Annotated in this window: 23 protein-coding genes, 1 tRNA gene and 1 pseudogene; 8 read left to right on the top strand and 17 right to left on the bottom strand. The window is 57.5% G+C overall.

What is annotated here, in order from left to right; translation table 11 throughout:
* Positions 1 to 80: 80 nt before the first annotated feature.
* The 3 genes from E4Z66_RS10390 to E4Z66_RS10380 all read right to left on the bottom strand — a co-directional run bounded on the left by E4Z66_RS10390 (position 81) and on the right by E4Z66_RS10380 (position 3328).
* Positions 81 to 1145: a hypothetical protein gene (locus E4Z66_RS10390; RefSeq protein ID WP_136462912.1), complete on the bottom strand. Its 1065-nt coding sequence runs from the start codon at positions 1143 to 1145 to the stop codon at positions 81 to 83.
* A 78-nt stretch (positions 1146 to 1223) separates the two neighbouring features.
* Positions 1224 to 2639 (bottom strand): TolC family outer membrane protein, encoded by a 1416-nt coding sequence (locus tag E4Z66_RS10385; RefSeq protein WP_136462911.1) that lies wholly within the window; start codon positions 2637 to 2639, stop codon positions 1224 to 1226.
* 35 nt (positions 2640 to 2674) lie between these two features.
* Positions 2675 to 3328, bottom strand: coding sequence for a protein-L-isoaspartate O-methyltransferase family protein (locus tag E4Z66_RS10380; RefSeq protein ID WP_136462910.1), 654 nt, complete (start codon positions 3326 to 3328; stop codon positions 2675 to 2677).
* Between the two features lie 155 nt (positions 3329 to 3483).
* Here E4Z66_RS10380 and E4Z66_RS10375 point away from each other — a divergent pair.
* From E4Z66_RS10375 to E4Z66_RS20000, 5 genes are all read left to right on the top strand, one after another.
* Positions 3484 to 3557 (top strand) — tRNA-Cys (locus tag E4Z66_RS10375).
* A 75-nt stretch (positions 3558 to 3632) separates the two neighbouring features.
* The gene (locus tag E4Z66_RS10370) at positions 3633 to 4946 is read left to right on the top strand and encodes a DUF6538 domain-containing protein (RefSeq protein ID WP_136462909.1); all 1314 of its coding nucleotides are present in this window, start codon (positions 3633 to 3635) and stop codon (positions 4944 to 4946) included.
* Between the two features lie 676 nt (positions 4947 to 5622).
* Positions 5623 to 6174, top strand: coding sequence for a recombinase family protein (locus E4Z66_RS10365; RefSeq protein ID WP_136462908.1), 552 nt, complete (start codon positions 5623 to 5625; stop codon positions 6172 to 6174).
* 175 nt (positions 6175 to 6349) lie between these two features.
* On the top strand, positions 6350 to 7147 hold the full coding sequence (locus E4Z66_RS10360) for a hypothetical protein (protein ID WP_211097138.1): 798 nt from the start codon (positions 6350 to 6352) through the stop codon (positions 7145 to 7147).
* A gap of 23 nt (positions 7148 to 7170) precedes the next feature.
* Positions 7171 to 7329, top strand: a complete 159-nt coding sequence (locus E4Z66_RS20000) for a helix-turn-helix domain-containing protein (RefSeq protein ID WP_211097137.1) — start codon at positions 7171 to 7173, stop codon at positions 7327 to 7329.
* A gap of 1362 nt (positions 7330 to 8691) precedes the next feature.
* Here E4Z66_RS20000 and E4Z66_RS10350 read toward each other — a convergent pair.
* Positions 8692 to 9294 carry a TetR/AcrR family transcriptional regulator gene (locus E4Z66_RS10350; RefSeq protein WP_246035963.1) on the bottom strand — a complete coding sequence of 201 codons (603 nt, stop codon included), beginning with the start codon at positions 9292 to 9294 and terminating at the stop codon, positions 8692 to 8694.
* 103 nt (positions 9295 to 9397) lie between these two features.
* Between E4Z66_RS10350 and E4Z66_RS10345 the strand changes: the two genes are divergently transcribed.
* Genes E4Z66_RS10345 through E4Z66_RS10335 form a run of 3 tightly spaced genes read left to right on the top strand, consistent with a single transcriptional unit; the run spans position 9398 to position 12481 of the window.
* On the top strand, positions 9398 to 10447 hold the full coding sequence (locus E4Z66_RS10345) for a phosphotransferase family protein (protein WP_211097136.1): 1050 nt from the start codon (positions 9398 to 9400) through the stop codon (positions 10445 to 10447).
* Positions 10448 to 10460: 13 nt separating this feature from the next.
* Positions 10461 to 11195 carry an SDR family NAD(P)-dependent oxidoreductase gene (locus tag E4Z66_RS10340; protein WP_136462905.1) on the top strand — a complete coding sequence of 245 codons (735 nt, stop codon included), beginning with the start codon at positions 10461 to 10463 and terminating at the stop codon, positions 11193 to 11195.
* A 38-nt stretch (positions 11196 to 11233) separates the two neighbouring features.
* A complete protein-coding gene (locus tag E4Z66_RS10335) occupies positions 11234 to 12481 on the top strand; it encodes an acyl-CoA dehydrogenase family protein (protein WP_136462904.1) in 1248 nt (415 codons plus the stop codon).
* 93 nt (positions 12482 to 12574) lie between these two features.
* Here the strand turns inward: E4Z66_RS10335 and E4Z66_RS10330 are convergent, their stop codons facing one another.
* The 13 genes and pseudogenes from E4Z66_RS10330 to E4Z66_RS10270 form a co-directional block, all read right to left on the bottom strand.
* Entirely contained in the window at positions 12575 to 13603 is a 1029-nt protein-coding gene (locus E4Z66_RS10330; RefSeq protein WP_136462903.1) for a phosphotransferase family protein, read from the bottom strand.
* Between the two features lie 155 nt (positions 13604 to 13758).
* On the bottom strand, positions 13759 to 14529 hold the full coding sequence (locus tag E4Z66_RS10325) for an SDR family NAD(P)-dependent oxidoreductase (RefSeq protein ID WP_211097135.1): 771 nt from the start codon (positions 14527 to 14529) through the stop codon (positions 13759 to 13761).
* 39 nt (positions 14530 to 14568) lie between these two features.
* A complete protein-coding gene (locus E4Z66_RS10320) occupies positions 14569 to 15657 on the bottom strand; it encodes a CaiB/BaiF CoA transferase family protein (RefSeq protein WP_136462902.1) in 1089 nt (362 codons plus the stop codon).
* A gap of 9 nt (positions 15658 to 15666) precedes the next feature.
* The gene (locus tag E4Z66_RS10315) at positions 15667 to 16824 is read right to left on the bottom strand and encodes an acyl-CoA dehydrogenase family protein (protein WP_211097134.1); all 1158 of its coding nucleotides are present in this window, start codon (positions 16822 to 16824) and stop codon (positions 15667 to 15669) included.
* A 51-nt stretch (positions 16825 to 16875) separates the two neighbouring features.
* A complete protein-coding gene (locus E4Z66_RS10310) occupies positions 16876 to 17700 on the bottom strand; it encodes an enoyl-CoA hydratase-related protein (protein WP_136462901.1) in 825 nt (274 codons plus the stop codon).
* Positions 17701 to 17808: 108 nt separating this feature from the next.
* Positions 17809 to 18588, bottom strand: coding sequence for an SDR family NAD(P)-dependent oxidoreductase (locus E4Z66_RS10305; protein ID WP_136462900.1), 780 nt, complete (start codon positions 18586 to 18588; stop codon positions 17809 to 17811).
* A 21-nt stretch (positions 18589 to 18609) separates the two neighbouring features.
* Entirely contained in the window at positions 18610 to 19371 is a 762-nt protein-coding gene (locus E4Z66_RS10300) for an SDR family NAD(P)-dependent oxidoreductase (protein WP_136462899.1), read from the bottom strand.
* 77 nt (positions 19372 to 19448) lie between these two features.
* Positions 19449 to 20696 (bottom strand): acetyl-CoA C-acetyltransferase, encoded by a 1248-nt coding sequence (locus tag E4Z66_RS10295; RefSeq protein WP_136462898.1) that lies wholly within the window; start codon positions 20694 to 20696, stop codon positions 19449 to 19451.
* Between the two features lie 261 nt (positions 20697 to 20957).
* Positions 20958 to 22262, bottom strand: coding sequence for a TRAP transporter large permease (locus E4Z66_RS10290; protein WP_136462897.1), 1305 nt, complete (start codon positions 22260 to 22262; stop codon positions 20958 to 20960).
* On the bottom strand, positions 22255 to 22803 hold the full coding sequence (locus tag E4Z66_RS10285) for a TRAP transporter small permease (protein WP_136462896.1): 549 nt from the start codon (positions 22801 to 22803) through the stop codon (positions 22255 to 22257). Before E4Z66_RS10285 ends, E4Z66_RS10290 begins: the two co-directional genes overlap by 8 nt.
* A gap of 275 nt (positions 22804 to 23078) precedes the next feature.
* Positions 23079 to 24020 (bottom strand): annotated as a pseudogene (locus E4Z66_RS10280) (C4-dicarboxylate TRAP transporter substrate-binding protein); the annotation flags it as partial.
* A 152-nt stretch (positions 24021 to 24172) separates the two neighbouring features.
* A complete protein-coding gene (locus E4Z66_RS10275; RefSeq protein WP_136462894.1) occupies positions 24173 to 25333 on the bottom strand; it encodes an acetyl-CoA C-acetyltransferase in 1161 nt (386 codons plus the stop codon).
* A 36-nt stretch (positions 25334 to 25369) separates the two neighbouring features.
* Positions 25370 to 26161: an enoyl-CoA hydratase-related protein gene (locus tag E4Z66_RS10270; RefSeq protein ID WP_136462893.1), complete on the bottom strand. Its 792-nt coding sequence runs from the start codon at positions 26159 to 26161 to the stop codon at positions 25370 to 25372.
* Positions 26162 to 26197: the final 36 nt, after the last annotated feature.

Here is a 26197-nt window from a genome sequence, read left to right as displayed (position 1 = left end):
CCGTGGTTTGAAACCGCGGTCCCTTTTCTTTTGCTCTGCGCCGGGATTGCGCCCCAGCCGGATCGATTTCCGTGAGGTGATCAGTCCAATTCGCGGGTTGCCAGCGCCCGGTGGATTTCCCGGCGGACCAATTTGCGCACATTGCGCGTAATTCTTTCGCCCAAAGCGCCCTGAAGTTCTTGCCGGACGATCTCTGCCACCATGTCGCGCAGCGCTTCCTCGTCAAGCAAGTCCTCGTCAGGTACCAGCGACGCCTCGTTCACCGGCATCGGCATATCCGCCTGCGGGGCCGCATCCGGTTCCGCGCCATCAACGTCATCCGTCTCGCGCCACGTCATTTCCATCGGGTCGCCGCCGGAATACCCATCGTCGTCTTCGCTGCCGTCCGGCTCCCACGCGTCGCCGCGGCGGCCGACCATGGATTCCAGCGCAGCAATCTTGGCGCCAAGGCTGCCAGCCACGCGGAAAGACGTCACCTTCTCGTCATTCTCGGCTGCGGGGGCGTCGCCCTGATCCTCCGGATCGGCAGCCTCCTGATCCAGATCGGTTACGTCCGCGCTGTGATCATCGGTGAAGCTGACTTCTTCCGCTTCCATGAATGGGGCCTCTTCGACCTCCCCCTCCGCAGCGTCCAGATAACCAGCCTCTTCGGTCGCATCGCTGGCCACCTCATCGGGGGCCGCATCCACGGGGCTGAAATCGAACGGATCTTCGTCGAAGCCGAACTCTTCGGGCGCGGCCTCGGCAAGGGTTTCCCCATCAACCTGGCTATCGGATACCGTTTCGGTCGCCTCTTCACCCACCACTTCGGCATTCTCAACGCCGTCAACCGTGTCTGGCATAACCGCGTCCCGCAGAACCAGCGGCTGATCTGCCACCTCTGCGGAGGCATCTGCATCCGCCGTGTCGATCTTGTCGGGTGCGCCTGTAACGTCTTCTGTCCCCGGCTCCGGCGCGTCGGCCACCCGCAAGGATGGCGTCAGGACCAGCCGCTCATTATCCCGCGCCGCATCCGCAACAAACGCGCGCGCATCATCGACGGCCGCCTTTGCCGCAGGCCGCAACGGGCGTTTATCTTCGGATACAAGTCGGCGGATCGACGCCAGCACGTCTTCCACGTCAGCGTTGGATACAGGTTCAGACATTTTTTCTTTTCGAGCTACTCACACCTCTTCCGAAGCATAGCCGCGCGCATAGAGTCGCACAACAGATAGGAAGAATTGTCAGTCTTTTTGCAGAGACTTCAGCACACGGTCCAGTTTCTTGCCCTGAGCGGAGCTTGCAACCGGGGCCGTTTTGACCAGATCGTAGTAGGAACTGGGATCGTATTGCTGAATGCCAAGGCCCAGCCCTGTCACGGTCAATTGCCCCATGGCGGACAGCACCGAATAGGCCGCGATGTACCGGTCCGCCTCGGCAGAAATGCGGGCCGCCTGCGCGTCCAGCAAGTCCTGCTCTGCGTTCAGCACGTCCAGCGTAGTGCGCGCACCCAATGTCGCCTCTTCACGGACACCCCGGAACGCCACGCGCGCGGCGCGAATCTGTTCTTCGGTCGATTGAAGCTGCGCCGTGGCCGCTTGCAAGCTGGCATAGGCATTGCCCACATCCTGACGGATATCGTGGCGCGTTGTGTGCAGCAGGCCACGCTGGGCATCCCGGTTGGCAATCGCCTGACGCGTGACCGAGGCCAGCGCCCCGCCCTGATAGATCGGCCCGGAGGCTTCGATCCCGAAGCTATAACTGTTGGTCCGCCCGCGATTGTTCAGGTTGTCGGACAGGCCTATGGTCCCGACCGCATTGACAGTGGGGGACGCCGACCGCTTTGCTGCCTCGACCCGGATGTCGGCGGCAGCGACCTGATGTTGCACCTGCTTGAGACTTGGGTGATTGCGCACCGCGATTTCCTTGGCGCGCGGAATTTGCGTTTCCAGACGCGGCAGACGGCCCGGCGCGGCCAGTTGTCCGGGCTTGCGGCCTACGACATTGGCATATTCCTCTTGCGCCTGCACCAGATCGCCCATCGCCGATGCCAGCCCACTGCGGGCGGCGGCCAGACTTGCCTGCGCTTGCGCCACGTCGGTACGCGTCACTTCACCGACCTCGAACCGGTCTTCCGCAGCGCGAAGCTGTTCGGTCAGAACGCGCAAGTTGTTGCGGCGCAGGGTGACGTTCTCTGCCGCGCGGCGCACGTTGAAATAGGCGGACACCGCACGCAGGAACACTTGCTGCTCAACTGCGATAAGCTGCTGACGTGTCGCCAGAACCACTTCCTTGACCGCTTCAATGCCCAGCTTGGTCTGCGCGTTGTCCCAAAGCAGGAGTTGCGCGCTCAAACCCAGTTCCAGCGCAGTCGTATTGATGCCGATCCGCAAAAAGCCCGTGCTGCTGCTTCTTGTATCACCGAATGACCGGCTGAGTTCGGCAGACCAGTTGAGGATCGGCCGCAACGCGGCAACCGCCTGTGCCACATCTTCGTCCGCCGCCCTGAGAACCGCCCGGTTCTGGTCGAGCAGACCTGAATGATAATACGATCCGACCAATGCGTCGCGCAGCGTTTCCGCCCCGGCGGCGAACGGTGCCGTTGCGGTTCCAACCATGACGACAAGCGCGCGGGTCACCCGAAGGCCCTGTTTCAGCATCTGTCTACTCCTGCTTCACTGCCTGTGCCCCGCTTTCAAAGAGCGAAGACATCTTGTTTTTCAAACCCCGGCAGAACCGGGGCACCTGCATGAAAGGCGCGGCGCCACGATACGACGCCGTCACTTTTATATCCGATACGCACCTCGCCCAGCGCGCCTTGCGCGAAAATCGCGGCGATACGTCCATTGTCACGAAGCTGATCGGTCAGCGTCTGCGGCACGGTTTCGACCGCGCCCTGAAACAAGATCACGTCAAACGGTGCGTGATCCGGCGCGCCATCCACCAGCGCGCCAACCTCGACGATCACGTTATCCGCATGTTGCGATGACAGCGCATCCTGCGCCTCGCGCGCCAGGCCTTCATCTTCCTCCAGCGCGACAACTGCCTCTGCCAACCGCGCGATCACCGCCGAAGAGTACCCCTGCCCGGCCCCGACATCGAGCACCAGTTCAGTCGGCGCAATATCGAGCGCATCGAGCATCTTGGCCAATGTACGCGGCTCAAGCATGACACGGCCCGCACCCAGATCGAGGTTCTCTCCGACATAAGCCGCCTCGCGCTGGCCCGCCGGTACGAACTCCTCGCGTGCGACATGCAACATGGCGTCGATGATCGGAAATTTGGTCACGTCCGAGGGACGAACCTGCGTGTCTACCATCATGGTCCTGCGCGCTGCGAAATCGGACATCGGTCGAAGCTCTCTCGTTCGTATTCCTTAAAGTCAGATTTGGCACATCTGACCCGATTGGGCAATGATACGCGTTCAATGCATAACAAACCGTGACACTGCTGCCTCTTGCAGCCCCCCGCATGTTCAGCTATTGCCTGCCTCGCACCTCTCGAGGCGAGTTGGCGGAGTGGTGACGCAGCGGATTGCAAATCCGTGTACACCGGTTCGATTCCGGTACTCGCCTCCAAAGCCACCATTCCAATTTTTTCCCAGTATGTTAGCCTCTTGAGGCATACTATGGAACATATTGCGGAACATACAGATGGCCGACTACCCACCCGTCAAACTCGTCTTCATGAAATCAAAGGGCAAGTACTACGCGAACATGACCGTGCCAGCGGACTTACGTGAGGCGACCGGCAGGAACCAGTATCGATTGTCGACTGGCACCAGCGACAAGGGCGTAGCTGAAAGTAAGCGTGGAGCCTTAACCATGAGGATGTATGACTGGCTGGACAAACACCGGCCTGACCCGCTGGGGACGCTGAAAGATACTCTAGCCACCTCCCTTACCCCAGAGGACGTAGATGAGCTTGCTGCTTCTGGAAGCCTCTCTGAAGTCGTGGAAGACCTATCCAAGGAGAAGCTACCAACGACCGGCTTGGAAGAGGATTATTTTACTGCGATTGAAGAGCGCGACGCAGCTCTCGAAGCGCTCTCTATTTTGGAAACATTAGAAGAAGATATAATTCCCGCAACGTCTGACCATACTATTTCTGCGGCGATTTCTGAGTACCTATCGACCAAGCCCTACGCCCTAAACAAGACCGCCAAAGAGGCTGAAACGGCCCTGAATGAATTCGCTGAGTTCACAAGCGCCAGCACGTTGGAAGAAATAAAGAGCATAGATGGGTACCGGTATGCTGATCATATCTCGGCGACCAAATCCCAAAGCACCACCAAGAAAAAACTTGGGTACGTCAGAGGGCTACTAAGTTACTTCGTGCGTTCCGGTGTCCTGCCGGACAATGCTTTCCGGGGATTGAGTCTACCTACGAGTTCAAAAGCAAGAACTTTGCACCGTTTGCCTTTTACGGATGCAGAGTTAGTAGAAATATTCAAGCAAACGATGCCGAAACATGTCCGCGACCTTATGGAAATCCTATGCACAACAGGGATGCGTCTGGACGAAGCTGCCCTACTAGATTGGGAAGACATCAAAGAGGAAGATGGCGTTGTGTTCTTCGACCTCACCCACAGGGACAAAAGAGTTAAGAACATCGGCTCCGCCAGAAAGGTCCCTGTTCCTGCCGTTCTGGCGACAAAGTTCAAACCCGGCAGCGGGACAGGCCAGATTTTCCACCAGTTCAAACGCAATTCTGACGGAAAGAAACAAGGTCCAGCCTCCAAGGCCTGCATGGCTGTGATACGAAAGGTAACGGACGATCCACAGAAGGTTGCTCACTCCTTTCGAGGCAACCTGAAAGACAAACTGCGCTCAGCTGGCGTTGACAAAGAAACCAACGATTTTATTACTGGGCATAGCTCTGGGGACGTTGCAGGTACCTACGGCTCAGGCCCGTCACTGAAGGTCAGGAAAGAGTCGTTAGACAAAATCGAACATCACTGGCTATAAAACTAAGACCCACTAATTTAACAAGCAGGTCTATATGAATACCACATTTATTACCCTTCCAATAATCTCCGTGCTGGCATCCAACGCCGCTGCGGAGGGTTGCACTCAGCAAAGGACCGATTCTAATGCTTACGAGAACCATTGGAAGTACGAGTCAGCTGATGAGATAGTGGCAGGTGGCGAAGTGTTAGCGACAATGAATGACACCACCTTTCAGCTTGCCGTTTTGTACAAAGACAATGTGTATGCCTGCAGATTGTGGCCCGGCGACGGAGCACTCACGTGCAGACGAAAGACGACCCAACCCCTTTTCGATGTTCTCACCTACACTGCGGACAACACATTTTCTTTTGGGCCTTGTGAATAGCGACTTACTCATTTCACTTTTCAGTCGGGGAATGCCAGTGAGTTATAGACAATCCTGTGTGAAAATTTTTTGGCTCCTTTCAAGGAACTGCAGTCACCCCCACTCCCCCTGCCCCGGTTGTCAAGCAAAGCGGATTTTGTAAAGGCCCCCTAGCTTTCAGCAGCCTCCGCATAAGCTGCACCCCAATAGATCAAGCCCTAACGAGACACTCAGCAACCTGAGTCAAACTGTCTCACACAAGTAGGATTCACATTTCGGGACACTCGCCTTACTGTATCTTTGACCTTAATGAGACAAGAGGGGAATGAGATGCTCGTTGGGTATGCCAGAACATCAACACTGGACCAAACCGCAGGACTTGAGGCGCAGCAAGAGGAGTTGAATAAGGCGGGATGCGAGAAGGTTTTCATTGAACAGGTATCGTCAGTGGATGTGGCCAGACGTGAACAACTGATTGAAGCACTGGATTACATCAGAGAGGGAGACACCCTGATTGTTACCAAGCTGGATCGTCTCGCCCGGTCTGTGTCCCACCTTCTGGAACTATTGGAACAGATAGAAAGCAAGAAGGCATCCCTGCGCATCCTCTCAATGGGTGTGGATACCGGAACAGCAACAGGAAAACTCATGCTTACCATACTTGGCAGTGTGGCTGAGTTTGAAAGATCAATCATGCTTGAGCGTCAGCGTGAAGGGATCGCCAAGGCCAAAGCTGCTGGCAAGTACAAGGGACGCAAGCCAACGGCCCGAGCCAAGATTGACGAGATCAAAGCTCTGAAAAGCGAGGGGTTGCCAGTCATCGACATTGCCAGAAAACTGAACATCGGTAGGGCCAGCGTCTATCGCTTGTTGAAAGAATAAAGACTGACGGCCAAACTGTCCATTTTGCTGAAACCTAGGGCGAGAGATGCAGAAACGCAGGAGTCAGAAGCAGAATGTCTTGATTAATAGTTAACATACTTGGAGAGTGCGGTAGCAAAGCTCTTTATGACCAGAGCCACCGCAGTTACTTTTACGCCCCAGCGCCAAATTGGACATGAAAATGAAATATTTACTAGCTCTCGCACTCTTTGCCTTTCCTAGCTCAGGTTTCGCAGCGACAACCCGCGACTACGACCTGCATGGCATTTACCACTACGCATTTGATGTGATTGGGAGTAGAAAGCCCTATGTAGATGTTTACAAGAGCGGAGGCCGCATCGACGATGCCGAGTACGATGCTTTCAGCGAAGCATTTCTACGAGCATATCATCCGATGCGCTCCAGTTTGTTTGAGACTGGGCGTGTGGAACTTGAGGTTGAGTACGGTACCTATCAGGGTGTGTCTGGCAAGGATGTATATGTCTATCCTAGCATCATTATGACATGCCTCTCAGGCATTTTTTGCCGGCCAGAAGGGGGTATACAAGTAAACTATCTGGAAGGAACATACAGTGGTCGTTCTTCAAGTTATGATGCCCAGATAGAGCCGTTCGAAGCGGTAGGTTCTGATTCTCAACATGGCATCTTAAGTGGTTTCTCTTGGTCCGAAGGGTTTAATCCGTACGAAGGCTTCTATGCCGCTGATAACGGTATGGAGTTCGGCCTTGATTTCGATGGCAATGGCTCTGGAGTTTTTCGCTTCGGTGATGACGCGGCCTTTTCCAAGTCTGCCCAATTCGGTGATTACATGATCCAAATGGGGTTCGGCGCAGACACTCGTTTCTATCTGGAGAATGTCGTAATTACGAGAATCGCCCCGGTTCCGCTTCCCCTAAGCGGACAGCTTCTTCTTGGGGGGATACTTGTTCCTGCGGCCTTCATCCGCGTAGGAAAAAGACCAAGTCTGTGCTAAGGTAGGTCAGCGGACTTGGCGGGATGCCTGCTGCGCCAAGCCTGACCGTTAGCTTCGTGAATTTTTCCGGAACCACCGGGTCCGCGTGTTTTGGTAGCGGCTCTGAGGGATTAGGGGCGACAGAGATTGCACAGCGTCTGGGTGTAGGACGCGCTAGCGTCTATCGTGTCCTGAGCGAGTAGATATTTTTCCGGCAATTAGGGAACGACCTCAACGCATAGATTGAGTTTGATTGAATATCTATATGTAACAAAAGGATATCTTAGGGGCAGCCAGTAAGGCGACACACAGAATAATCCCCCCCCCTTAGAGCCATCAGATGCTGCATATAGTATACTTTAGGTATACATTTAGTACCTCTATCTCTCTTAAGTTTTTATTTCTCCTCTTAAGTAAGACTTATAAGAGAGATAGGTACTCTTATGTCTTATCTTTCTTGTCTCCTCTCAGAAAGAAAGCCCTTCAAGATATACTTAAGGTCCTATAGCTCTTGTCTTTCCTCAACGAGGGTCAGGGTCATTTGAGGCTCCTTAAGGTGTACTATCGAGCGATTGTCTTTCCTCCTGCCCCACATCAGCACAGCCAGACTAGCGGATTATAACCACCGGTACATTTTGCTCCGTGACGCGCAGTGGCGGGCTTTTGGCTACCTCCCCATGGAAAGCGCCCCTAGACGCTCTCAGCGCAGCTTATATCCCGGTCCACGGGCTATCTTGCAGCCTCGCTTCGATTGGACTGGCTCTTCTCTGGCAGACCTACCCTAACAAATCGCATACTGTGACCCTCATCCGCTTCCTTCACGATCTGCGCCGCCCAGAACTTGATAGGCCTCGCTTCGAAACAGAGAGTCTCGCCACGGCGGAACTCAATCAACTGGTCTGGGTCTGCACCATTAAGATACATTCTGCGACAGATGGCAGTCGGCCCTTCGTCAGAGCCGGTTAGTTCGTAACTGATCATTAAAATTCCTTGGGATACGAGTTGCGCATTCGGCGAGATGCGGAATGTAGTCAGACTGAAATTGACTGACCTACAGAAAGATGAAGCCGAGTATCGTTATATTATAACACAATCATTCAAGAATGTCAACAACATTTACCTAATGGGGCAATCCCACCCCAACATGGAACATACGAAAGAACATATAACGGAACATACGATCCAGTTATATTATTGTTATTATTATGTAAAAAAATATCGCCTCGATTCCGGTACTCGCCTCCACTTTATTCCAAAAATAGGGTTGACGGCTGAATGGTCGAGTGTGACGCAAAGTGGGACACATACCCTATGATACTGTCGTCCTATCTAAGCCCTTCTCCGGCACGGTGTTTATTACTTCTGATGGGAGGCCCCTCCGTCCCAAGAGGGACAGCGGATCACTGTACGCATCTCTCTGCGGAGCCGTTGGCTGGTTCGGGCGGGTGATTTGGCCCGCCGTCTCGCGACAAGGCCGATTGCCCCGCAACTTACGGCCCATAGTCAGCCGCTAGCGCGTCAAATCAGGAACCCCGCCCGCTGATCGGTTAAGGCCGCTGATGGGGTCATTCCATTTCCAGCATGCAGGTCACTGTGTCTGCGAAATGCGCTAGGGTTGATTTGTCGTTCCAGGTCGAATGAGCACGGCTCTTGTCATCCAGCCTCGTTTCACGCGCGCTGAGCACCCCGCCAAGATAGGATTCCAAGAAGATAAAGCGCTGGTTTTGTATAGTCCGTTTTTTTGACGGCATCAGCACGCGCAGATGCTCCAGACAGCGCTGATAACCGGAGTTCCAGCGCCCCCCCAACGCATCATCGAACAGGGCCCTGTGCGACATGGTAAGCATGTGCAGAAAGCGGTTGTATGTGTCCGTTTCGCCCTCCGCGGCCAAATTGACGGACGGATAGATCAGAATATCGGTGATCTGAGAAATGCTGGTTGGGCCGCCGCTTTCTTCCAAAGCATCAAGCTGCTCGTTTCGACGCGCATCGATAATCTTGGCGCCATCTACGATAAGTTCGCGGATCAACGCCTCCTTCGAGCCGAAGTGATAACCGACTGCGGCAGGGTTCTTTTGGCCGGCCGCCTTGGCGATGTCGCGCACCGTAACCCCGTCGATGCCACGATTGGCAAAGAGGCGCTGCGCCTCCGCCTTGAGCCGTTCCACCGAAGGGCTGGGCACTTTTGAAGACAGTCTGCTCATCTCAGGGTCACGTAGACCACAAGAAATTGAGGGTTGCAATAATTCAAATGATTAATACAAATGATTTATGACAAGCCAACCAAGCAAAGAATCGATGCCGGTCAACCTGCAAGCCCTGACAGCTTGGATGGACGATGTCGGACTGGAACGCGGACCGCTCAGCAACCTACAGCTTCTTGCTGGCGGGACGCAGAATATCCTGCTGCGATTTGACCGTGGCGGCCAAGAATTCGTTTTGCGCAGACCGCCGCTCCATCTGCGGAAAAATTCTAATGACACGATGAAGCGCGAGGCGCGTGTCTTGGAAGCGCTCACCGCAACCGACGTGCCGCATCCGAAATTCATCGCGAGTTGTGACGATGAGGATGTGCTTGGCGCCTGCTTCTACCTGATGGCACCGGTTGAGGGCTTCAATCCTGCCAATGGTTTGCCGACGCTCCACGCCAGCGACCCGGCGATCCGCGCGCGCATGGGCTATTCCTACGTCGAAGGCATGGCGGCGCTGGGGGCGGTTGACTACAAAGCGGTCGGTTTAAAGGAATTCGGCAAGCCCGACGGGTTTCTAGCGCGGCAATCAGGCCGGTGGATGAAGCAGTTGGAAGGCTACGCTGCATTTGACGAATGGACGGGCTTCAAGGAACTGCCCGATGTCGACAGGATTGTCTCTTGGCTTGAACAGAACCTGCCTCAAGAGTTCACGCCCGGCATCCTCCATGGCGATTGTCATTTGGCAAACACAATGTTTGCACATGACAGCGCCGAACTTTCCGCGCTTGTCGATTGGGAACTGGCCACCATTGGCGACCCTTTGATCGACCTTGGATGGGTCATGGCCACATGGGCGGATGATCATACACCTGTCGTGGGCGATATCGAACCCTGGGGCGGCTTCCCAAACCTCAATGAACTCATCGCGCATTATGATGAACACACCACACGCAGCTTGGATGCGATCGCTTGGTACGGTGTTCTCGCCTGTTTCAAATTGGGCACCTTGCTCGAAGGTACCCACGCCCGCGCAAGTGCTGGCAAAGCCCCCAAGGAAACCGGCGATCGCCTGCATGCGATGACAATTTCGCTGTTCGATCGCGCGCACCGCTTGATCGCGAAGAACTAAGAAGGAAGCAGCCATGAATGATTTGGACTTTACGGGAAAGCGGGTGCTGGTTGTCGGCGGCTCCAGCGGGATCGGGAATGGCATCGCCCGCGGTTTCCTCGCACGCGGGGCCGAGGTGCACGTATGGGGCACACGCGCCACGGCAGGCGATTACGCGGCTGAAGAAGGCTCCGACCTGGAGGGCCTGCAATACGCGCGGGTCAATGTCGCTGACTTCGCCGAACTCTCCGCCTACGAACCGCCCTTCGACAGCTTGGATGTGCTTGTCCAATCTCAGGGCTTCGTCCGATACAAGCAGGCAGAATATGCCAAGCAAGGCTGGGATGAAGTGATGGATATCAACATCAACTCCGTCATGCATACGGCGACCAAATTCAAGCCAATGCTCAGCGAAGCCAACGGCTCTCTGGTGATTGTCAGTTCAGTCTCTGGCTTTCAGGCCAATATCGGTAACCCCGCCTATGCCGCCTCCAAGGCCGCCGCGATCAGCCTTACCAAAACGCTTGGTCAGGCGTGGGCGCGGGACGGGATACGGGTGAACGGGCTTGCGCCGGGTTTGGTGCCAACGAAGCTGACCGCCGTCACCACGCAGAATGAGCAACGCGCGCAGGCATCTTTGCGCGCGATCCCGGTGCGCCGCATGGGCACCCCGGAAGAGATGGCCGGCGCCGCCATGTTCCTTGCTTCACCGCTCGCATCCTATGTGCAGGGCCACACACTTGTCGCAGATGGCGGCCTCACACTTTGATGTCGCAGCCAGCCAATACAGTTTAGGATCCCCCTTTCATGTTCTTCGAATATTCCGAGAAAACACAAAACCTGATCGCCAAGCTGCAAGCCTTTGTCGATGCCAATATACTTCCGGTGGATCGCGAGGTTCGTGAATGGAACGACGATCCGGCCAACCGCTGGAAGCCCTGGCCCGGCTTGGAACCGCTCAAGGATAAAGCCAAAGCAGCTGGCCTATGGAACCTGTTCCTACCGGAGGAATATGGCAAATACAGCCCCGGCCTGACCAATCTGGAATATGCACCCTTGGCAGAGATCATGGGCCGCACCGGATGGTGTTCCGAGGTTTTCAACTGCTCCGCGCCGGACACCGGCAATATGGAAGTCTTCGCCAAATTCGGCACCGAAGCGCAGAAACAGGGCTGGCTCGAACCCCTGCTGGCCGGGGACATACGGTCAGCATATTTGATGACCGAACCCGATCACGCCTGCTCTGACGCGACGAATGTCCGCACTGAAATTCGTCGCGATGGCGACGAATATGTCATCAATGGCAAGAAGTGGTGGATTTCGGGCATCCACGACCCACGCTGCAAAGTCTTGCTGGTGATGGGGCGGACCAATCCAGAAAACCCGCGTCATACGCAGCAATCGACAGTGATCGTCCCGCGGGACACGCCCGGCGTCGAGGTGGTGCGCGCCCAGAAGGTATTCGGCAGCGTCCATTCGCCCGGCGGGCATTGCGAAGTGCATTTGAAGGATGTTCGCATCCCCAAAGAGAACATCATTCTTGGCGAAGGGCGTGGCTTTGAAATCGCTCAGGGTCGGCTTGGGCCGGGCCGCATTCATCACTGCATGCGCTCTATCGGGTCGGCGCAGCTTGCTCTGGAATTGATGTGTCAGCGCGTGACAGAGCGCAAGACCTTTGGCCGGATGATGTCGGATCGCTCCAGTATTCGGATGGAGATCGCGAAGAGTTATTGCGAAATCGAGCAGGCCCGCCTGCTCACATTGAAGGCTGCCGATGCGATTGACCGTCACGGCGCGAAGAACGCCAGGGATTTGATCGGAGCGATCAAAGTGGTGGCCCCGCAAATGGCACAAACAGTGGCGGATCGCGCGATCCAGATCTTTGGGGGCATGGGCGTGAGCGATGATGTGCCCTTGGCGGATATTCTTGCCACCCAGCGCTACATTCGTCTGACAGATGGTCCAGAAGAGGTACACGCATCCCAGCTTGGAAAGTTCAAGATCGGGCAATACGCAAAGCCCGGTGCTGGCTGGAATGAAATCCCGCAGACCTAATCCGTTCGGTCCGGGTAAGAAACGCGATGAACGCTCCGGCCTGCGACGGCCCGGGCGGAATTTGCGACGGAACCGAGGACAGTGATACAGCGTTCAGCCGTGGTTGATCACATCCAGACCACGCCGGGCGAAACATCTGGCAAGATGCCCTGCGTCGGCACCGTCCGCCCCCGCCGCATTGCCCGCGCGCACACGATCCGCGATGCCGACCCAGATGACCGAGAACCGGAACAGCGCGAAGGCCTTGTGGAACGAAGTCAAAGGCGGCAAGTCCGGGCAGTTTGACATGTAACGGTCCACGAACGCCTCTTCGGTCGGCAAGTTCTCTGCCGCGAGGTCCAGCCCGAGGATTCCGCCGTATTCCTCCGGCGCCGTGTGCCAAGCCATGCAGCAATAGCCAAGATCGGCGAGAGGATGCCCCAGCGTCGAAAGTTCCCAATCCAAAATGGCCGCGACACGCGGTTCTGTCGGATGAAAGATGACGTTTCCCATCCGGTAATCCCCATGGGCCAGACTTACCCGGCCATCATCCTGGGGTTGGTGTTCGACAAGCCAGGCCGACAACTCGTCCAGTTCCGGGATCGGGTCGCTTTGACTTTCCTGCCACTGGCGCGACCAACGCGCGATCTGCCGGGCGAAGTAATTGCCCGGCCGGCCGAAATCCTCCAGCCCCACGGCTTCGGGGCGTACGTTATGCATGGCGGCCATCGCATCTGCCAGCCCCATCCACAGCGCATGACGTTCCTGTTTATCCGCTGCGGCCAAGGCACCATCTGCGAACACCCGCCCCTCGACCCGTTCCATCAGGTAAAACGGTGTGCCCAAAAGACTTGCATCCGCATGGTACAAAACCGGGCGCGCCACCGGGACGCCTTGCGGGTGCAGCGCCTCCAGCACGCGGTACTCGCGATCGATGGCATGGGCCCCGCGCAAGATCGGCCCGCCCGGCTGCTTGCGCAAGACCAGTCGCGCGTCATCGCGGGTAATGAAATAGGTCGGGTTAGATTGCCCGCCCGCGATCCTCTCTATCGTGACCGGTGCCTTGCCACCGAAGGTTCCAGCCAGGAAATCGGCAAGGGCCTCGGGCTTGAAATCCATTGCCCCTTTCGTAACCGTGTTCATGCACGCCCCCGCAGGTCAAAGCCCTGACCTTCTGACGCTACGCTGCGGGCGATGCTGGTGAATTGGCCAATCCGCGCAATGGTCACTGCGGCGGGGATTTGAGTGATGAAGTACATGGAATTCCGTTCCTTGATCTGTAGACCTGCGGCACTTCTTCAGAACACCATATAACCGCCGTCGATGATGAAATCCTGACCGGTATGCCACGCGCTGGCATCGCTCATGATATAGGCCGCAATCGCGCTGAAATCCGATCCCTGCCCAAGACGCCTTGCAGGTATTCTGGGCACCACCCGGTCCGCGAAAGCCTTTGACGCAAAGCTTTCGTCGGTCAGCGGGGTCTCCACAAATCCCGGCAGGATGCTGTGCGCGGTCACACCGTAGCGCGCATATTCCACCGCCAGGGAACGGATCATGGAAACCAAGGCCCCCTTGGCCGCTGAATAGTGCTGATTGCGGGGCATTCCGTTCAAGGCACCGATACTGGAGGTGCCCACCAAGCGCCCGAACTGATCGCCCGCCTCTGCGCGTTCACGCATATGCCCTGCCGCCGCCCGAAACACGTAATAGGCACCGTTGAGGTTGATATCGATCATCTGGCGCCAATGCGCATCCACTGACTGATCAAAGCCAGCACTCGGCGTGGAAAATCCAGCATTGGCAAAGCAACCATCGACGCGCCCATGGTCGTTCAATGTAGCGGCAAACACGTCGTTCACAGCATCTGAATTGGTCACATCGCAGACATATGCGGTGACCTTTGTGCCATGAGCGGACAGCGTTTCCAGCGCTTGCGCGTTCTTGTCAGCATTCCTGCCCCAAATCGCGATATCGCAGCCGCATCTGGCAAGACCTTCTGCCATGCCCAGACCGATCCCGCTATTGCCGCCAGTGATCAAGGCGGTTTTTCCCGTCAAATCAAACATGTGCAGCCTCATTGCGGCAGGTGTTTTCGGCCGTGGTCATCACACGGCTTTCGAATGCTCGCCCAGTTCCTCGCGGATCGCGGCAGTATCCCCGCCTATTGCACGCGGCGTGTTGATCTCCGGTGATGTGCTGCGCGAAAAACGTGGGGCCGGGGCCGCTTGCAAGACGCCATCCACCTCGACAAGTGTTTTACGCGCCGCCATATGGGGATGAGATGCCGCGTCGGTCATGCTGAGCACAGGGGCCACGCAAGCATCCGTGCCTTCAAATATCTCGGACCACTCGGCCTGTGTCCGCCGCGCAAAGGCCTGCGCATAGAGTTCGGCACGGTCAGCCCAGTTTGCAGGGTCGTTTTGGTCCTTGCCATGCTCGGCGGGCAGCGCGGCTTTTTCCAGCAATACGGCAAAGAACTGCGGCTCCAACGGGCCGACGGACATGAAAAGATCATCCTTGGTCCGGTAGCACCGATAGAATGGGGCGCCCCCGTCCAACAGGTTGGACGCACGGTTTTCATTCCACTCGCCGCGTGCCTTGAAGGTGTGGAAAAGCCCCATCATCGCGCTGACGCCGTCCACCATGGCCGCATCGACCACCTGACCTTTTCCGGATGTCTGCCTCTCGAACACGGCGGCCAGTATTCCAAGCAACAGGAACATGGTGCCCCCGCCATAATCGGCAATAAGGTTCAGCGGCGGCGGCGGCGGGTTCTCGACCTGCCCCATGGCAGCCAACGCGCCCGTCAGGCCAAGGTAGTTGATGTCGTGCCCTGCCGAATGACTCAACGGTCCTTCCTGCCCCCAGCCTGTGATCCGGCCAAAAATCACCGAGTCATCAAGGTCATCTGGACCAAGGCCCAGCCGTTCCATCACGCCCGGCCGAAAGCCTTCGATGACGATGCCTGCCCGGTTGATCAGCGCTTGCGCGGTGCGGTGCCCCTCTTCGGACTTCAGGTCCAGACACACAGATCGCTTCCCGCGCCGGTTTACATCGGTTTTGTCGGCAGGGGCTTCGGCCCGGTCAATGACGATCACGTCTGCGCCAAGATCGGCAAGCAACTGCCCCGCCAAAGGGCCGGGACCGATCCCGGCCATCTCGATCACTTCCAAACCTTTCAATGGTCCCGACATGTTCCCCCCTCAACCTTTAGTGCGATCATCCAGACCGAGGCCGCGACCGATGATTTCACGCATGATCTCAGACGTTCCCGCATAGATCCGGCTGATCCGCGCATCGACATAAAGCCGAGAGATTTCATATTCTTCCATGTACCCCGCGCCGCCATGCAGCTGCAGGCAGGAGTCAATGATTTCCCCTTCGATTTCCGAAGTGAACAACTTGGCCTGCGCCGCCATTTCTGCGGTGCAATTCCCCTCCAGATGGGCCATCGCGCAATGATCCAGAAATGCCCAGCCAACATCCAGTTTAGTCCGTGCATCCGCCATCGCGAACCGGCTGTTCTGGAAGGTGCCGACTGGTTTCCCGAACGCCTTGCGCTCCTTTATGAAGTCCATCGTGATTTCGAACGCGCGTTCGGCACGCCCCAGATAGCCATCGGCCCCCACAAGCCGTTCTTCGGCCAAATTGGTCATCATCAGTTTGAAACCATCGGTTCCATCGCCAACAAGATCCGAGGCAGGGACCTTCACGTTATCAAAGAACAGCTCCGACGTATCCTGCGCATGGAGCCCCATCTTCTTGAGGTTTTGCCCCTTGGAGAACCCTTCCGCGCCCTCTTCGATCCAAAACAGGCCGATGGAGCGTGGATTATCCGGGTCGGTCTTGGCTGCAATCAGATACAGGCCGGCGATCTGACCATTTGAAATGTAGGTTTTTGACCCGTTCAGCACCCAATGGTTCCCCTGCTTTTCAGCGCGGGTTTTGATCGAAGCCAAGTCAGACCCACATCCCGGCTCCGTCATTCCGATCGCAAGGATCGTGTCGCCCGAAACGATACCCGGCATGTACCGGTCTCGCTGGTCGTCGGTCCCGAACTTGTGAAGATAGGGGGCCACGATGCGGTTGTGCAGCGTGATGAAGAAAGAGCTTTCGACCTTGGCCAGCTCTTCGTTAAGCACCATGTCAAAGCGGAAATCGTCAAGGCCCATACCGCCGTATTTCTCATCGGCGAACATCGCCAGAAAGCCGTTCTCCCCCGCCGATTTCCAGGCTTCCTTGCTGACCTGTTTGTTCTGACGCCAGGTTTCGGCATGGGGTTCGACTTCAGCCGCGATCCATTTGCGAACACTGTCGCGGAACATCTCGTGCTCTTCTTCAAAAATGCGTCTTTTGATCATGGGACATCCCTTGGTAATATGTTGGATTCGGGCTTCAGGAGCGTGAATGGGTCAGCTGTTCGTCCAGTTCGGGGCGCGTTTCTCGACAAATGCCGCGACACCTTCCTTCCCGTCATTGGACTGCAGTACGACGTCGAACTCGGCCATATTGCCTTCAAACGCTTCTGGCAGACGCTCGATCTTTTCTTCGAGGGTGTTGAGCACGCGCTTTGACGCCCTGACCGCCGTGGGCGATACCAGTGTGATTTCCTTGGCGATTTCGCGGGCAACATCCATCGCCGTTTCACCTTCGCCCGCAACGCGGTTGATGATGCCAAGCTCACAGGCACGTTCCGCTGTGATTGCCCGGCCCGTCAGGATCAGTTCCATCGCGGCCTTGCGCCCGATCTGGCGGGACAGGCGTTGAACCCCGCCCGCCGCGGCAAATAGGCCAACCTTCACTTCGGGGAGTGCGAATTTCGCCTGCGCATCCGCCACGGCGATATCGGATGCCAGAACGATCTCGCATCCGCCGCCCATCGCAACCCCGTTCACCGCGGCAATGATCGGCTTTTCGCGGCCCCAACGCTGGGTAATTCCGCCAAAACCCGAACTGGCTGGCTCAATATCCTGACCTTCGCTCGTCGCCTTCAAATCGTTGCCCGAGCAAAAGGCTTTGTCCCCGGCGCCTGTTATGATCGCAACCCACAGGTCACGATCCTGATCATATCCGTTGAAAACCTCGTGCAGCTCACGATGCGCCCCACCGTGAAGCGCGTTGTAGCGATCGGCGCGATTGATGGTGACCTCAAGAATATGCCCATCCCGCTTGACCGAAATGTATTCGAAATCACGGTTCCAGATATCTTGGGTGTCTGTCGTTTTTGCGTCACTCATTTCGTTCTCCTGTGTCTTGCGGGGCTGATGGCTTGCCGCGAAGGCGTTTGCTTTTGCGGCAGTGTGTCCGTGGGGAAGCCGCCTCCCCCACGGCCCGGCAAAAGCCTATCAGCGCGGCGCCATCCGGATTGCACCGTCCAGACGGATATCTTCGCCATTCAGATACGGGTTGCTTACGATCGCGATGGCCAGCGACGCGTATTCTTCGGGTCGTCCAAGCCGTGCCGGGTTGGGCACCATTGCCCCCAAGGATTGCCGCACATTTTCGGGCAAGCTCATCAAAAGCGGTGTCTCGAAGAGCCCCGGCAGAATGGTATTGACGCGAATATGCTCCGCAGAAAGATCACGTGCGATGGGCAGCGTCATACCGACGACCGCAGCTTTCGACGCGGAATAGGCGACCTGACCAACCTGACCGTCTTCCGCCGCGACGGAGGCCGTGGAAATGATGGCTCCGCGCTCGCCATCTTCGGGATCAAGGGTCATCATACCGGCTGCGGACTTGACGGTGCAGATAAAGGTACCGACTTGGTTTACTTCGATAATCTTGCGATATTCGGCAATGGGAAACTGTGAAATCTCGCCGGTTTTCCGATCCCGTCCAGCGGTCTTGATCGCGTTGCCGATACCTGCGCAATTGATCAAGATGCGTTCTTGACCGTTCGCCGCGCGCGCCTTTTCGAAACCCGCATCGACGCTGGCTTCGTCCGCCACGTTCACCTTGCAAAACACGCCGCCCAATTCGGCCGCAATCGCTTCTCCGGCCTCCTCGTTCAGATCAAACAACGCGACCTTCACGCCCTGCGCAGCCAACGCCCGCGCGGTAGCCAGACCAAGTCCGGATGCGCCCCCAGTGATGACCGCCGAGACTGAGCTATCTAGTTTCATTTACGTTCTCCGTTTTTAATTTCAAAGGGCGTTGATGCTGTGGCCGCCATCGACCGTGAGGGTCGCGCCGGTCATGTAGGCGTTTTGGTCTGCCGCCAGCATCAGCAGGGGGAGGTTCAACTCTTCCAGAGTGCCGAACCTGCGCTGTGGAATGCGCGCAGCCATGCGCTGCCCGGCTTCTGATGTCAGAAACTCCGCATTCAATTCTGTCTGGAAATAACCCGGCGCCAGCGCGTTGACGCGAATGCCATCACGCGCGACCTCTATCGCGAGGGATTTGGTCATGTGGACCACACCGGCTTTTGTCACGGCATATGCCCCGGACTTGAGCGCTGTGCGCGACGCGGTGATCGACGCGATGTTGATGATCGATCCAGCCGTCTTTGCCTTGCGAAACATCGCCACCGCCTGTTTCGACACGCGCCAGACACCGGTCAGGTTGATATCGACCAGCTGTTGCCACTCGTCTGCTTCCATATCCACAAGCCAGGAATTCTGACCAATGCCCGAATTGTTGATAACGATGTCACAAGGCAGCATGTCTGCAAATGCAGCTTCCACGGCGTCAGCAGATCCTACATCCATTGACATAACCTGGACGTCGCGCCCCATCTTGCGCAACGGCTCCGCCACCTCTTGCAACTTGTCGATGCGCCGCGCGGCAAGAACCAGATCGGCGCCCTGCCCCGCAAGAACAGACGCGAAATGCGCACCCAGACCACTGGAAGCGCCTGTGACCAGCGCTCTCTTTCCGCTTAGGTCGATTGTTAAAGGGTGCGTCATCAAGCTTCTCTTCTTCGGGAAATTTGCAGGGAACCGGTCCGGCATGGCACGGAATGGTCCCCCGCCCGTGCAGGCGCTTAGATGCGCTCGATGATGATTGCGGGGGCCATGCCACCGGCGGCACACATCGTGATCAGCCCATAGCGACCGCCTGAGCGTTCCAGCTCATCGAGTGCGGTGCCGATCAGGATGGAGCCGGTCGCGCCGATGGGGTGGCCAAGCGCCATAGCGCCGCCGTTGATGTTCACCTTCGAACGGTCAAGTTTCAGATCCCGAATGAACTTTTCCGCAACAACGGCAAAAGCTTCATTGATTTCATACACATCAATGTCATCGGTCGTCAGACCGGCCTTCTCCAGAACCTTGCGCGCCGCTGGGACGGGGGCATTCAGCATCAATGTCGGGTCGTCGCCAATATTGGCCGTGGCCACGACGCGCGCACGCGGCTTCATGCCATTCTTTTCGACATAGCTTTCCGATGCCAGCAAGATCGCCGCGGCCCCATCAACCACGCCCGAGGAATTGCCCGCATGGTGGATGTGTTGCATCTTACCCTTCAGTTCAGGGTAGCGCGCATAGATCATATCGCCGTAGGTCGTGCCCTCATCGTCAATCGGAAATTCCATGAACTTGTCGAAGACGGTGTTGAGCGTGGAAAGGGATTCGACCGTTGTTCCGGGACGTGGAAATTCTTCCTTGTCCAACACAAGCTCGCCCGTTTCAGGGTCATGTACAGGCACGATTGAGCCGTCGAAACGCCCTTCGGCAATGGCTTTGGCTGCACGCTCCTGACTGGTGACGGCAAGCTGGTCGGCGGCGGCGCGGTCAATCCCTTCAATCGTCGCGATGGCGTCGGCACTACACCCTTGCTGTGTCTGAGGGTGCTTTGAGCGCAGGCTCAGGTTCCCCGCGTCCATCATGAAGGGCTTATTCGGGTCAGCAATCTGCGCCGTGTAGCTCATCATTTCAGTGCCGCCCGCGATGACGACATCCTCCATGCCCGACATGATTTGAGCGGCCGCCAAGGAAACCGTGGTAATCCCGGAGCCACAGAAACGGTCAAGCGTCACACCCGACGCCTTGATGTCATACCCCGCGTCCAGCGCTGCCATCCGGCCCAAGTCACCGCCCTGCTTGTCCTTTTGGGTGCTGGTCCCCCAGATAATGTCGTCAACATCGGCCGTGTTGAGATCGTTGCGATCCCGCAGCGCGGCCAGCACCGTGGCCCCCAGATGCTGGGGGTGCAGATGCGCAAGCGCGCCCTTGCCGACTTTTCCAACGCCGCGAGGAGTGCGGCAAGCGTCAATGATGTAGGCCTCTGCCATTGGGGTATCCCTTCTCAAGAATCCGACCAGCCGGCACCGGCGGCGCATGCAGCCGAAACCCTGTCAATTCGCGGTGGCACCTGCACTTGATCAGCGATGCCGTTCTTTGCTTCCGCGCTGCGTTCGATATTCCATCGACCCATTAATTAGTCAAGTAGTTAACCAAAGCAGCCGGCAGATTAATTGACCGATTAAGATTCATTTCCATCCTCTCTCAAGCTTAAAGACGACAGGTCCGCGTTTCGGAAACCAGCTTTCCGGTCAGTTCATTATCTCAGGCAGGAACAGTGTGATTTCCGGCCAGATCGCCAGAACCGCCAGCACTAGGAGATCCATCAAGATGAACCATAAAACCCCTCGGAAAATCTGCGTTGTCGTTGCGATACTGCCGACGACGCCCTTGATAACAAAGATGTTCATCCCGATTGGCGGCGTCACCATCCCGATCTCGAGCAGCTTGGTCAGCACGATCCCGAACCAAAGCAACGACCAGTCCAGATCCTGCACAATCGGCAGCACAATCGGCATCGTCAGCAACATCGCGCCAATCGGCTCAAGGAACATCCCCAGTATGAGATAGACCAATATGATCCCAAGCAGGATCATGGCCGGGTTGGCCGACAGCCCGATTATGGAATCCGACAAGTAGTCTCCGGCACCCGACAAGGTCAAAAACCTTGTCAGCAATGTTGCACCGACGCCAATGACGATCAGTGCGGCGGTCGTGATCATCGTCTCTTCCACGGCAAGCCGGAACCGGCGCCAGGTCAGCGTCCTGCGCGCAAGCCCAACCAGACAGGACAGGAAAGCACCGATTGCGCCTGCTTCTGTCGGTGTAAAGGCCCCCGAGAAGAGCCCGCCGAAAATCCCGATCATCACCACCAGGATCGGCCAGGTGTCCTTCAGGGCCGTTATACGCTCCGCCCAAGAGGCCCTTTCGCCGACAGGTGCCAAATCCGGATTGATTTTGACCCGCACGAGGATGACCAGACAATAGCCGATTGCCGAGATAAGCCCCGCCGTAATCCCGCCAAGAAATAGCTGGGGCACCGAGACCTGCGCGATCACACCGTAAAGGATCAGAATGATAGAGGGCGGGATCAACGCCCCGATGGTGCCCGCGACAGCGACGGTGCCTGTGGCAAGTTCGGCGTTGTAGCGTGCGCGCATCATCTCGGGCACGGCGATGCGCCCCATGGCCGCTGCGCAGGCCACGGATGATCCACACACAGCGGCAAAGCCCGCGGACCCGAAGACAGCCGCAATGGCAAGCCCGCCGGGAAGCGCCGATGTCCACACCCTCGCGGCCCTGAACATCCCTTGGGTCAACTCCGCATGGTAGCAAATGAACCCAAGCAGCAGGAACATAGGCACCGAGCTAAGCACCCAGTTCGCCGAAAATTGGTATGGCATCACCGCAAGCGCGCCCCAGGCAACGCGCCAGCCCAGCAGAACGTAAAGCCCGCCGAAGCTGACACCGATCAAGGCAACGCCGATCGGCACCCGCAATGCGATCAGCACGAACAGCAGCCCCAGACCGCTCAGGCCAATACCGATATCATCCATTGGGAAGCTCCTCTGCGCCAAGCTCACCGTTCAAGTCAGGGCCAAATGTCGATTTTGCGCCCCTGGAAATCGCCCAGGCACGCCACAGGGCGGTCACGGCCATCAGGCCGCACCCCACGGGCAGGGCGAAATAGCTTGGCCATACAGGAATGGTCAGCGACCCCTGCTGGATCGCCGCGCTGATGTCGAATTTATGCAGCGCTTCGAGCCATGTGCGGACGGTAACGAAGCCGAAGACGATCGCCGCCAGAAACGCGGCCATTGCCGCAAGTCCGTTTTGCACATTGCGGGGCATCAGCTCTGTGAACACTTCGACAGACACGTGGGCATCGCGCGATTCAGCGACCGCAAGCGAGCAGAAGCCGAGTATCACCATGTAATAGTGCGACACGATGGTGATCGTGCCTCTTATCGGTGCATTGAAGACAAATCGTAGCACCACATCGAACGTGATGTGCAGCATCATCAGCGTTACGCAGATAATTCCGATCAGCCCCATCCCCGAGACCAACGGTTCAAGCACGCGTTGAAAGAACTTCATGTAAGCCTCACGAGTCCAAGGAAAAACGGTGCCGCACCGGATGCGCACGCCACGCATCCGGTGCAGCGGATCACTTACTGCCCGTAGGTCGTCACATCGACCTTGGAGAGGACTTCCGTCCAGTAGAGGTCAGCCAGCTCTTCGGCGGATTGCACGTCCTTCACCAACGACACCCATTTCGTCATCAGTTCACGGATCTTTGCCGCGCCCGCCTCACCATTTGCAACGCCGCGGTCCGCATAGATCCCGACCAGATCATCGATATCCTTGTTGATCCATTCGACGCTTTCAGCCCGCAGGGACGCATCCGCCTCGCGGAATGTGATGCCCTTTTCCTTGGCCTTGGCGATGTTGTCCCGCGCCTCGTTGAAATAGGCGTAGTTCATGTCAGCCGCGCCAACGGCGGAGCCTTTCAACAAAGCGGTGCGACCAGCATCGTCAAGACCGCGCCATGTGTCTTTGTTCACATTGGTCAGCGCCGACACAAAAGAAGACCCCGGCAGGTTTGTGGTAATGTCGGTGACAACGTCGATGAAGCTGAAGTTGGTAAGCTCTGACGCGGAGGACGCGGAACAGTCGATGACACCTTGGTTGAGCGCTTCGAATGTCTCGTTCACCGAGATGGATACCGGGATGGCGCCCATTGCTTCGATCCAGCGGCTCCAGAATGCGCCGGGCGTGCGAATGCGCGTTCCCTTCAGGTCCTCCGCCGTGACGACCGGCTTGGTGCACTGAAGCATATAGGGGGGTGTCCCGGCACCGGCGGTATATACGTGGTTCTGCGCCGCGAATTCGTTCACGCAGTCACCGCAGTTGAACAGAACATACTCCATGATCGCGCCGGAAAACGCGAAGGCCATGCGGTCTGCGTCCCCCTCGACCAGTTCGCTAAGGCTGGCCAGTTCGGTTGCGAAGTTTGTCGCCGGAAACTCGGACAGGAAGTAAGGTGTCAGGACCGTGGTCATATCCGCGATGCCGTCGCGGACCCCCGAGGTCGATTCCAGAAAGTTGAGCAGCGAAAGCGGGAACACTTTGACCGTCACATCACCCCCGGATGCTTCTTCGACTGCGCCGGCATATGCCCCGATCGCCTCGGTCGGCAGCGCGCCCGGAGGCCAGCCAATCGCATACCGCAACTGGTCCGCTTGTGCCGCTGTCGACACCGCACCTGCCGATGCGACGGCAAGAACCAACGCAGATGCGCTGCTTTTGAACATCTTGGAAAACTTCATCTAACTTCTCCCATTTTTCGGTTTTTCAGTCGCCGGGTAACACCCGACTGTTTCATTGATCGTCTGTGCTCTTTCAGAGATGCGAAAGAGCGATGGTTGGGGGCGGCATGTCTTTGAATATGCAGCCCGAATTTCTGTCAGAGGGCCTCCACGATGGTGACGTTTGCCAACCCACCGCCCTCGCACATCGTCTGCAATCCGTAACGCTTGCCGCGCGCGCGCAATCCATGCACCAACGTCGCCATCAATTTTGCGCCAGAGGCCCCCAGCGGATGTCCCAACGCAATCGCGCCACCATTGACGTTCAACCGGTCCGGGTCGGCACCTGTGTGCTTGAGCCAGGCAAGCGGTATCGACGCAAAAGCCTCGTTGACCTCGTAAAGGTCGATTTCATCAATCGTCATGCCGGCGCGGGCCAATGCCCGATCCGTGGCGAAAAGCGGCTCTTCGAGCATGACCACGGGATCGCCGCCCGTCACGGTCATCGACCGGATCTGCGCGAGGGGGGTCAACCCGTGCGCCTTGACCGCTGCGGCACTGGCGATCAAGACAGCCGACGCGCCGTCGCAAATCTGGCTGGCGTTCCCGGCGGTGATGACACCGCCCTCTTTCAGCACCTTCACACCGGCAAGCGCCTCCATCGAGGCGTCAAAGCGGATGCCTTCATCCGCCCGGTGAACTTCGCCGCTCTCCAGCTCAAGCGGCACGATTTCCTGATCGAATGCCCCGCCTTCAGTGGCCTTGACCGCACGCTGATGGCTCTGCAGTGCAAAGGCATCAAGGTCCTCGCGGCTGAAGCCATGCTTGCGCGCAATCGCTTCCGCGCCTGAAAACTGGCTGAAGGCAACGCCGGGATATTTCGCATCCAAACCCGGCGATTTGGCGGAGCCGGGCTCAAAGTTCCGCGAAAACGCTCCGGTGGTTCCCATAGGAACCCGCGACATGGATTCGACGCCCGCAGCGATCACAACGTCCTGGGTTCCGGACATAACAGCCTGCGCTGCAAACTGAATGGCCTGTTGCGAAGACCCGCATTGCCGATCGATCGACACCGCAGGAACGCTTTCGGGCAGGCTTGAGGCAAGCACCGCATTGCGGCCAATGTGCAGCCCCTGTTCACCGCTTTGACCAACGCAGCCCATGATGACATCTTCGATGGCCGCCGGATCAACGCCGGTATTTTGCACCGTCGCGTCCAGTACTCGCGCAGCCAGATCAACCGGATGCCACCCGGCCACCTTGCCACCACGGCGCCCGCCGGGTGTACGCAGTGCAGAACAGATATAAGCTTCGGACATGGTTTCCTCCCTTAACGACCGACGCAACGCGCCTGCCTAGCTGCCAAAACGGGCAGCGCGCTTTTCCTTGAACGCGGCGACACCTTCGACAAAGTCGGGGTGATTGCCCGCGTCTCGTTGCAAAACTCGTTCCAATTGAAGGCTCTCGGTGAAACTGGACTCCGCCGCGGCCCAGGCAGATTGCCGCGTCAGTGCCAGAGCACGGGTTGGTCCGTCCGCCAGTTTCTGCGCGATCTTCATCGCTTCCGCCTCGACCGCGTCATCCTCGACCAGCCGGGTAATCAGGCCCCAGTCAAACGCCTGTTCGGCTGGCAGCTTCTCTGCGAGCATCATCAATTCCATTGCCCGCACGCGCCCGACCGAGCGGGTCAAGAGCCACGCCGCGCCGCCATCGGGAACAAGCCCAATCCGCGCAAATGCCTCAAGAAAATAGGCCGAGCGACCGCTGATGATGATGTCCCCCACCATGGCCAGCGATGCACCGACCCCTGCCGCCGCGCCGCGCACCGCCGTGATAAACGGCACCGGCAAGGTTCTGATCGTCTCAACCAACGGGTTGAACGCATCTTCCAGTGTCTGTCCTGCGTCCAGTTCCCCGTCGCCGGGGGCAAGATCACCGGACAAATTCGCGCCCGAGCAAAAACCGCGTTCGCCGCCCATCAGAATGATGCAATTGGATACCTTCGCTTCGGCACGCAGCGCTTCGCGCAGTGCCAATGCCATTTGCGTATCCATGGAATTCAGTGTTTTGGGATCATTCAGGCGCACCGTGCTGACACGCCCCTCGCGGGTGACTTCTATACGGTCATCAAGGGTGGAAATGGTCATTGGCAGGGGTCCTCTGGTATCGCGGGTAACTGGTGG

Origin of the sequence: Aliishimia ponticola, from assembly GCF_004803475.1 — a bacterium.
GTDB classification, from domain to species: domain Bacteria; phylum Pseudomonadota; class Alphaproteobacteria; order Rhodobacterales; family Rhodobacteraceae; genus Aliishimia; species Aliishimia ponticola.
Note: the sequence above shows the minus strand (reverse complement) of the source record. Positions and strands in the feature narration are given on the sequence as shown.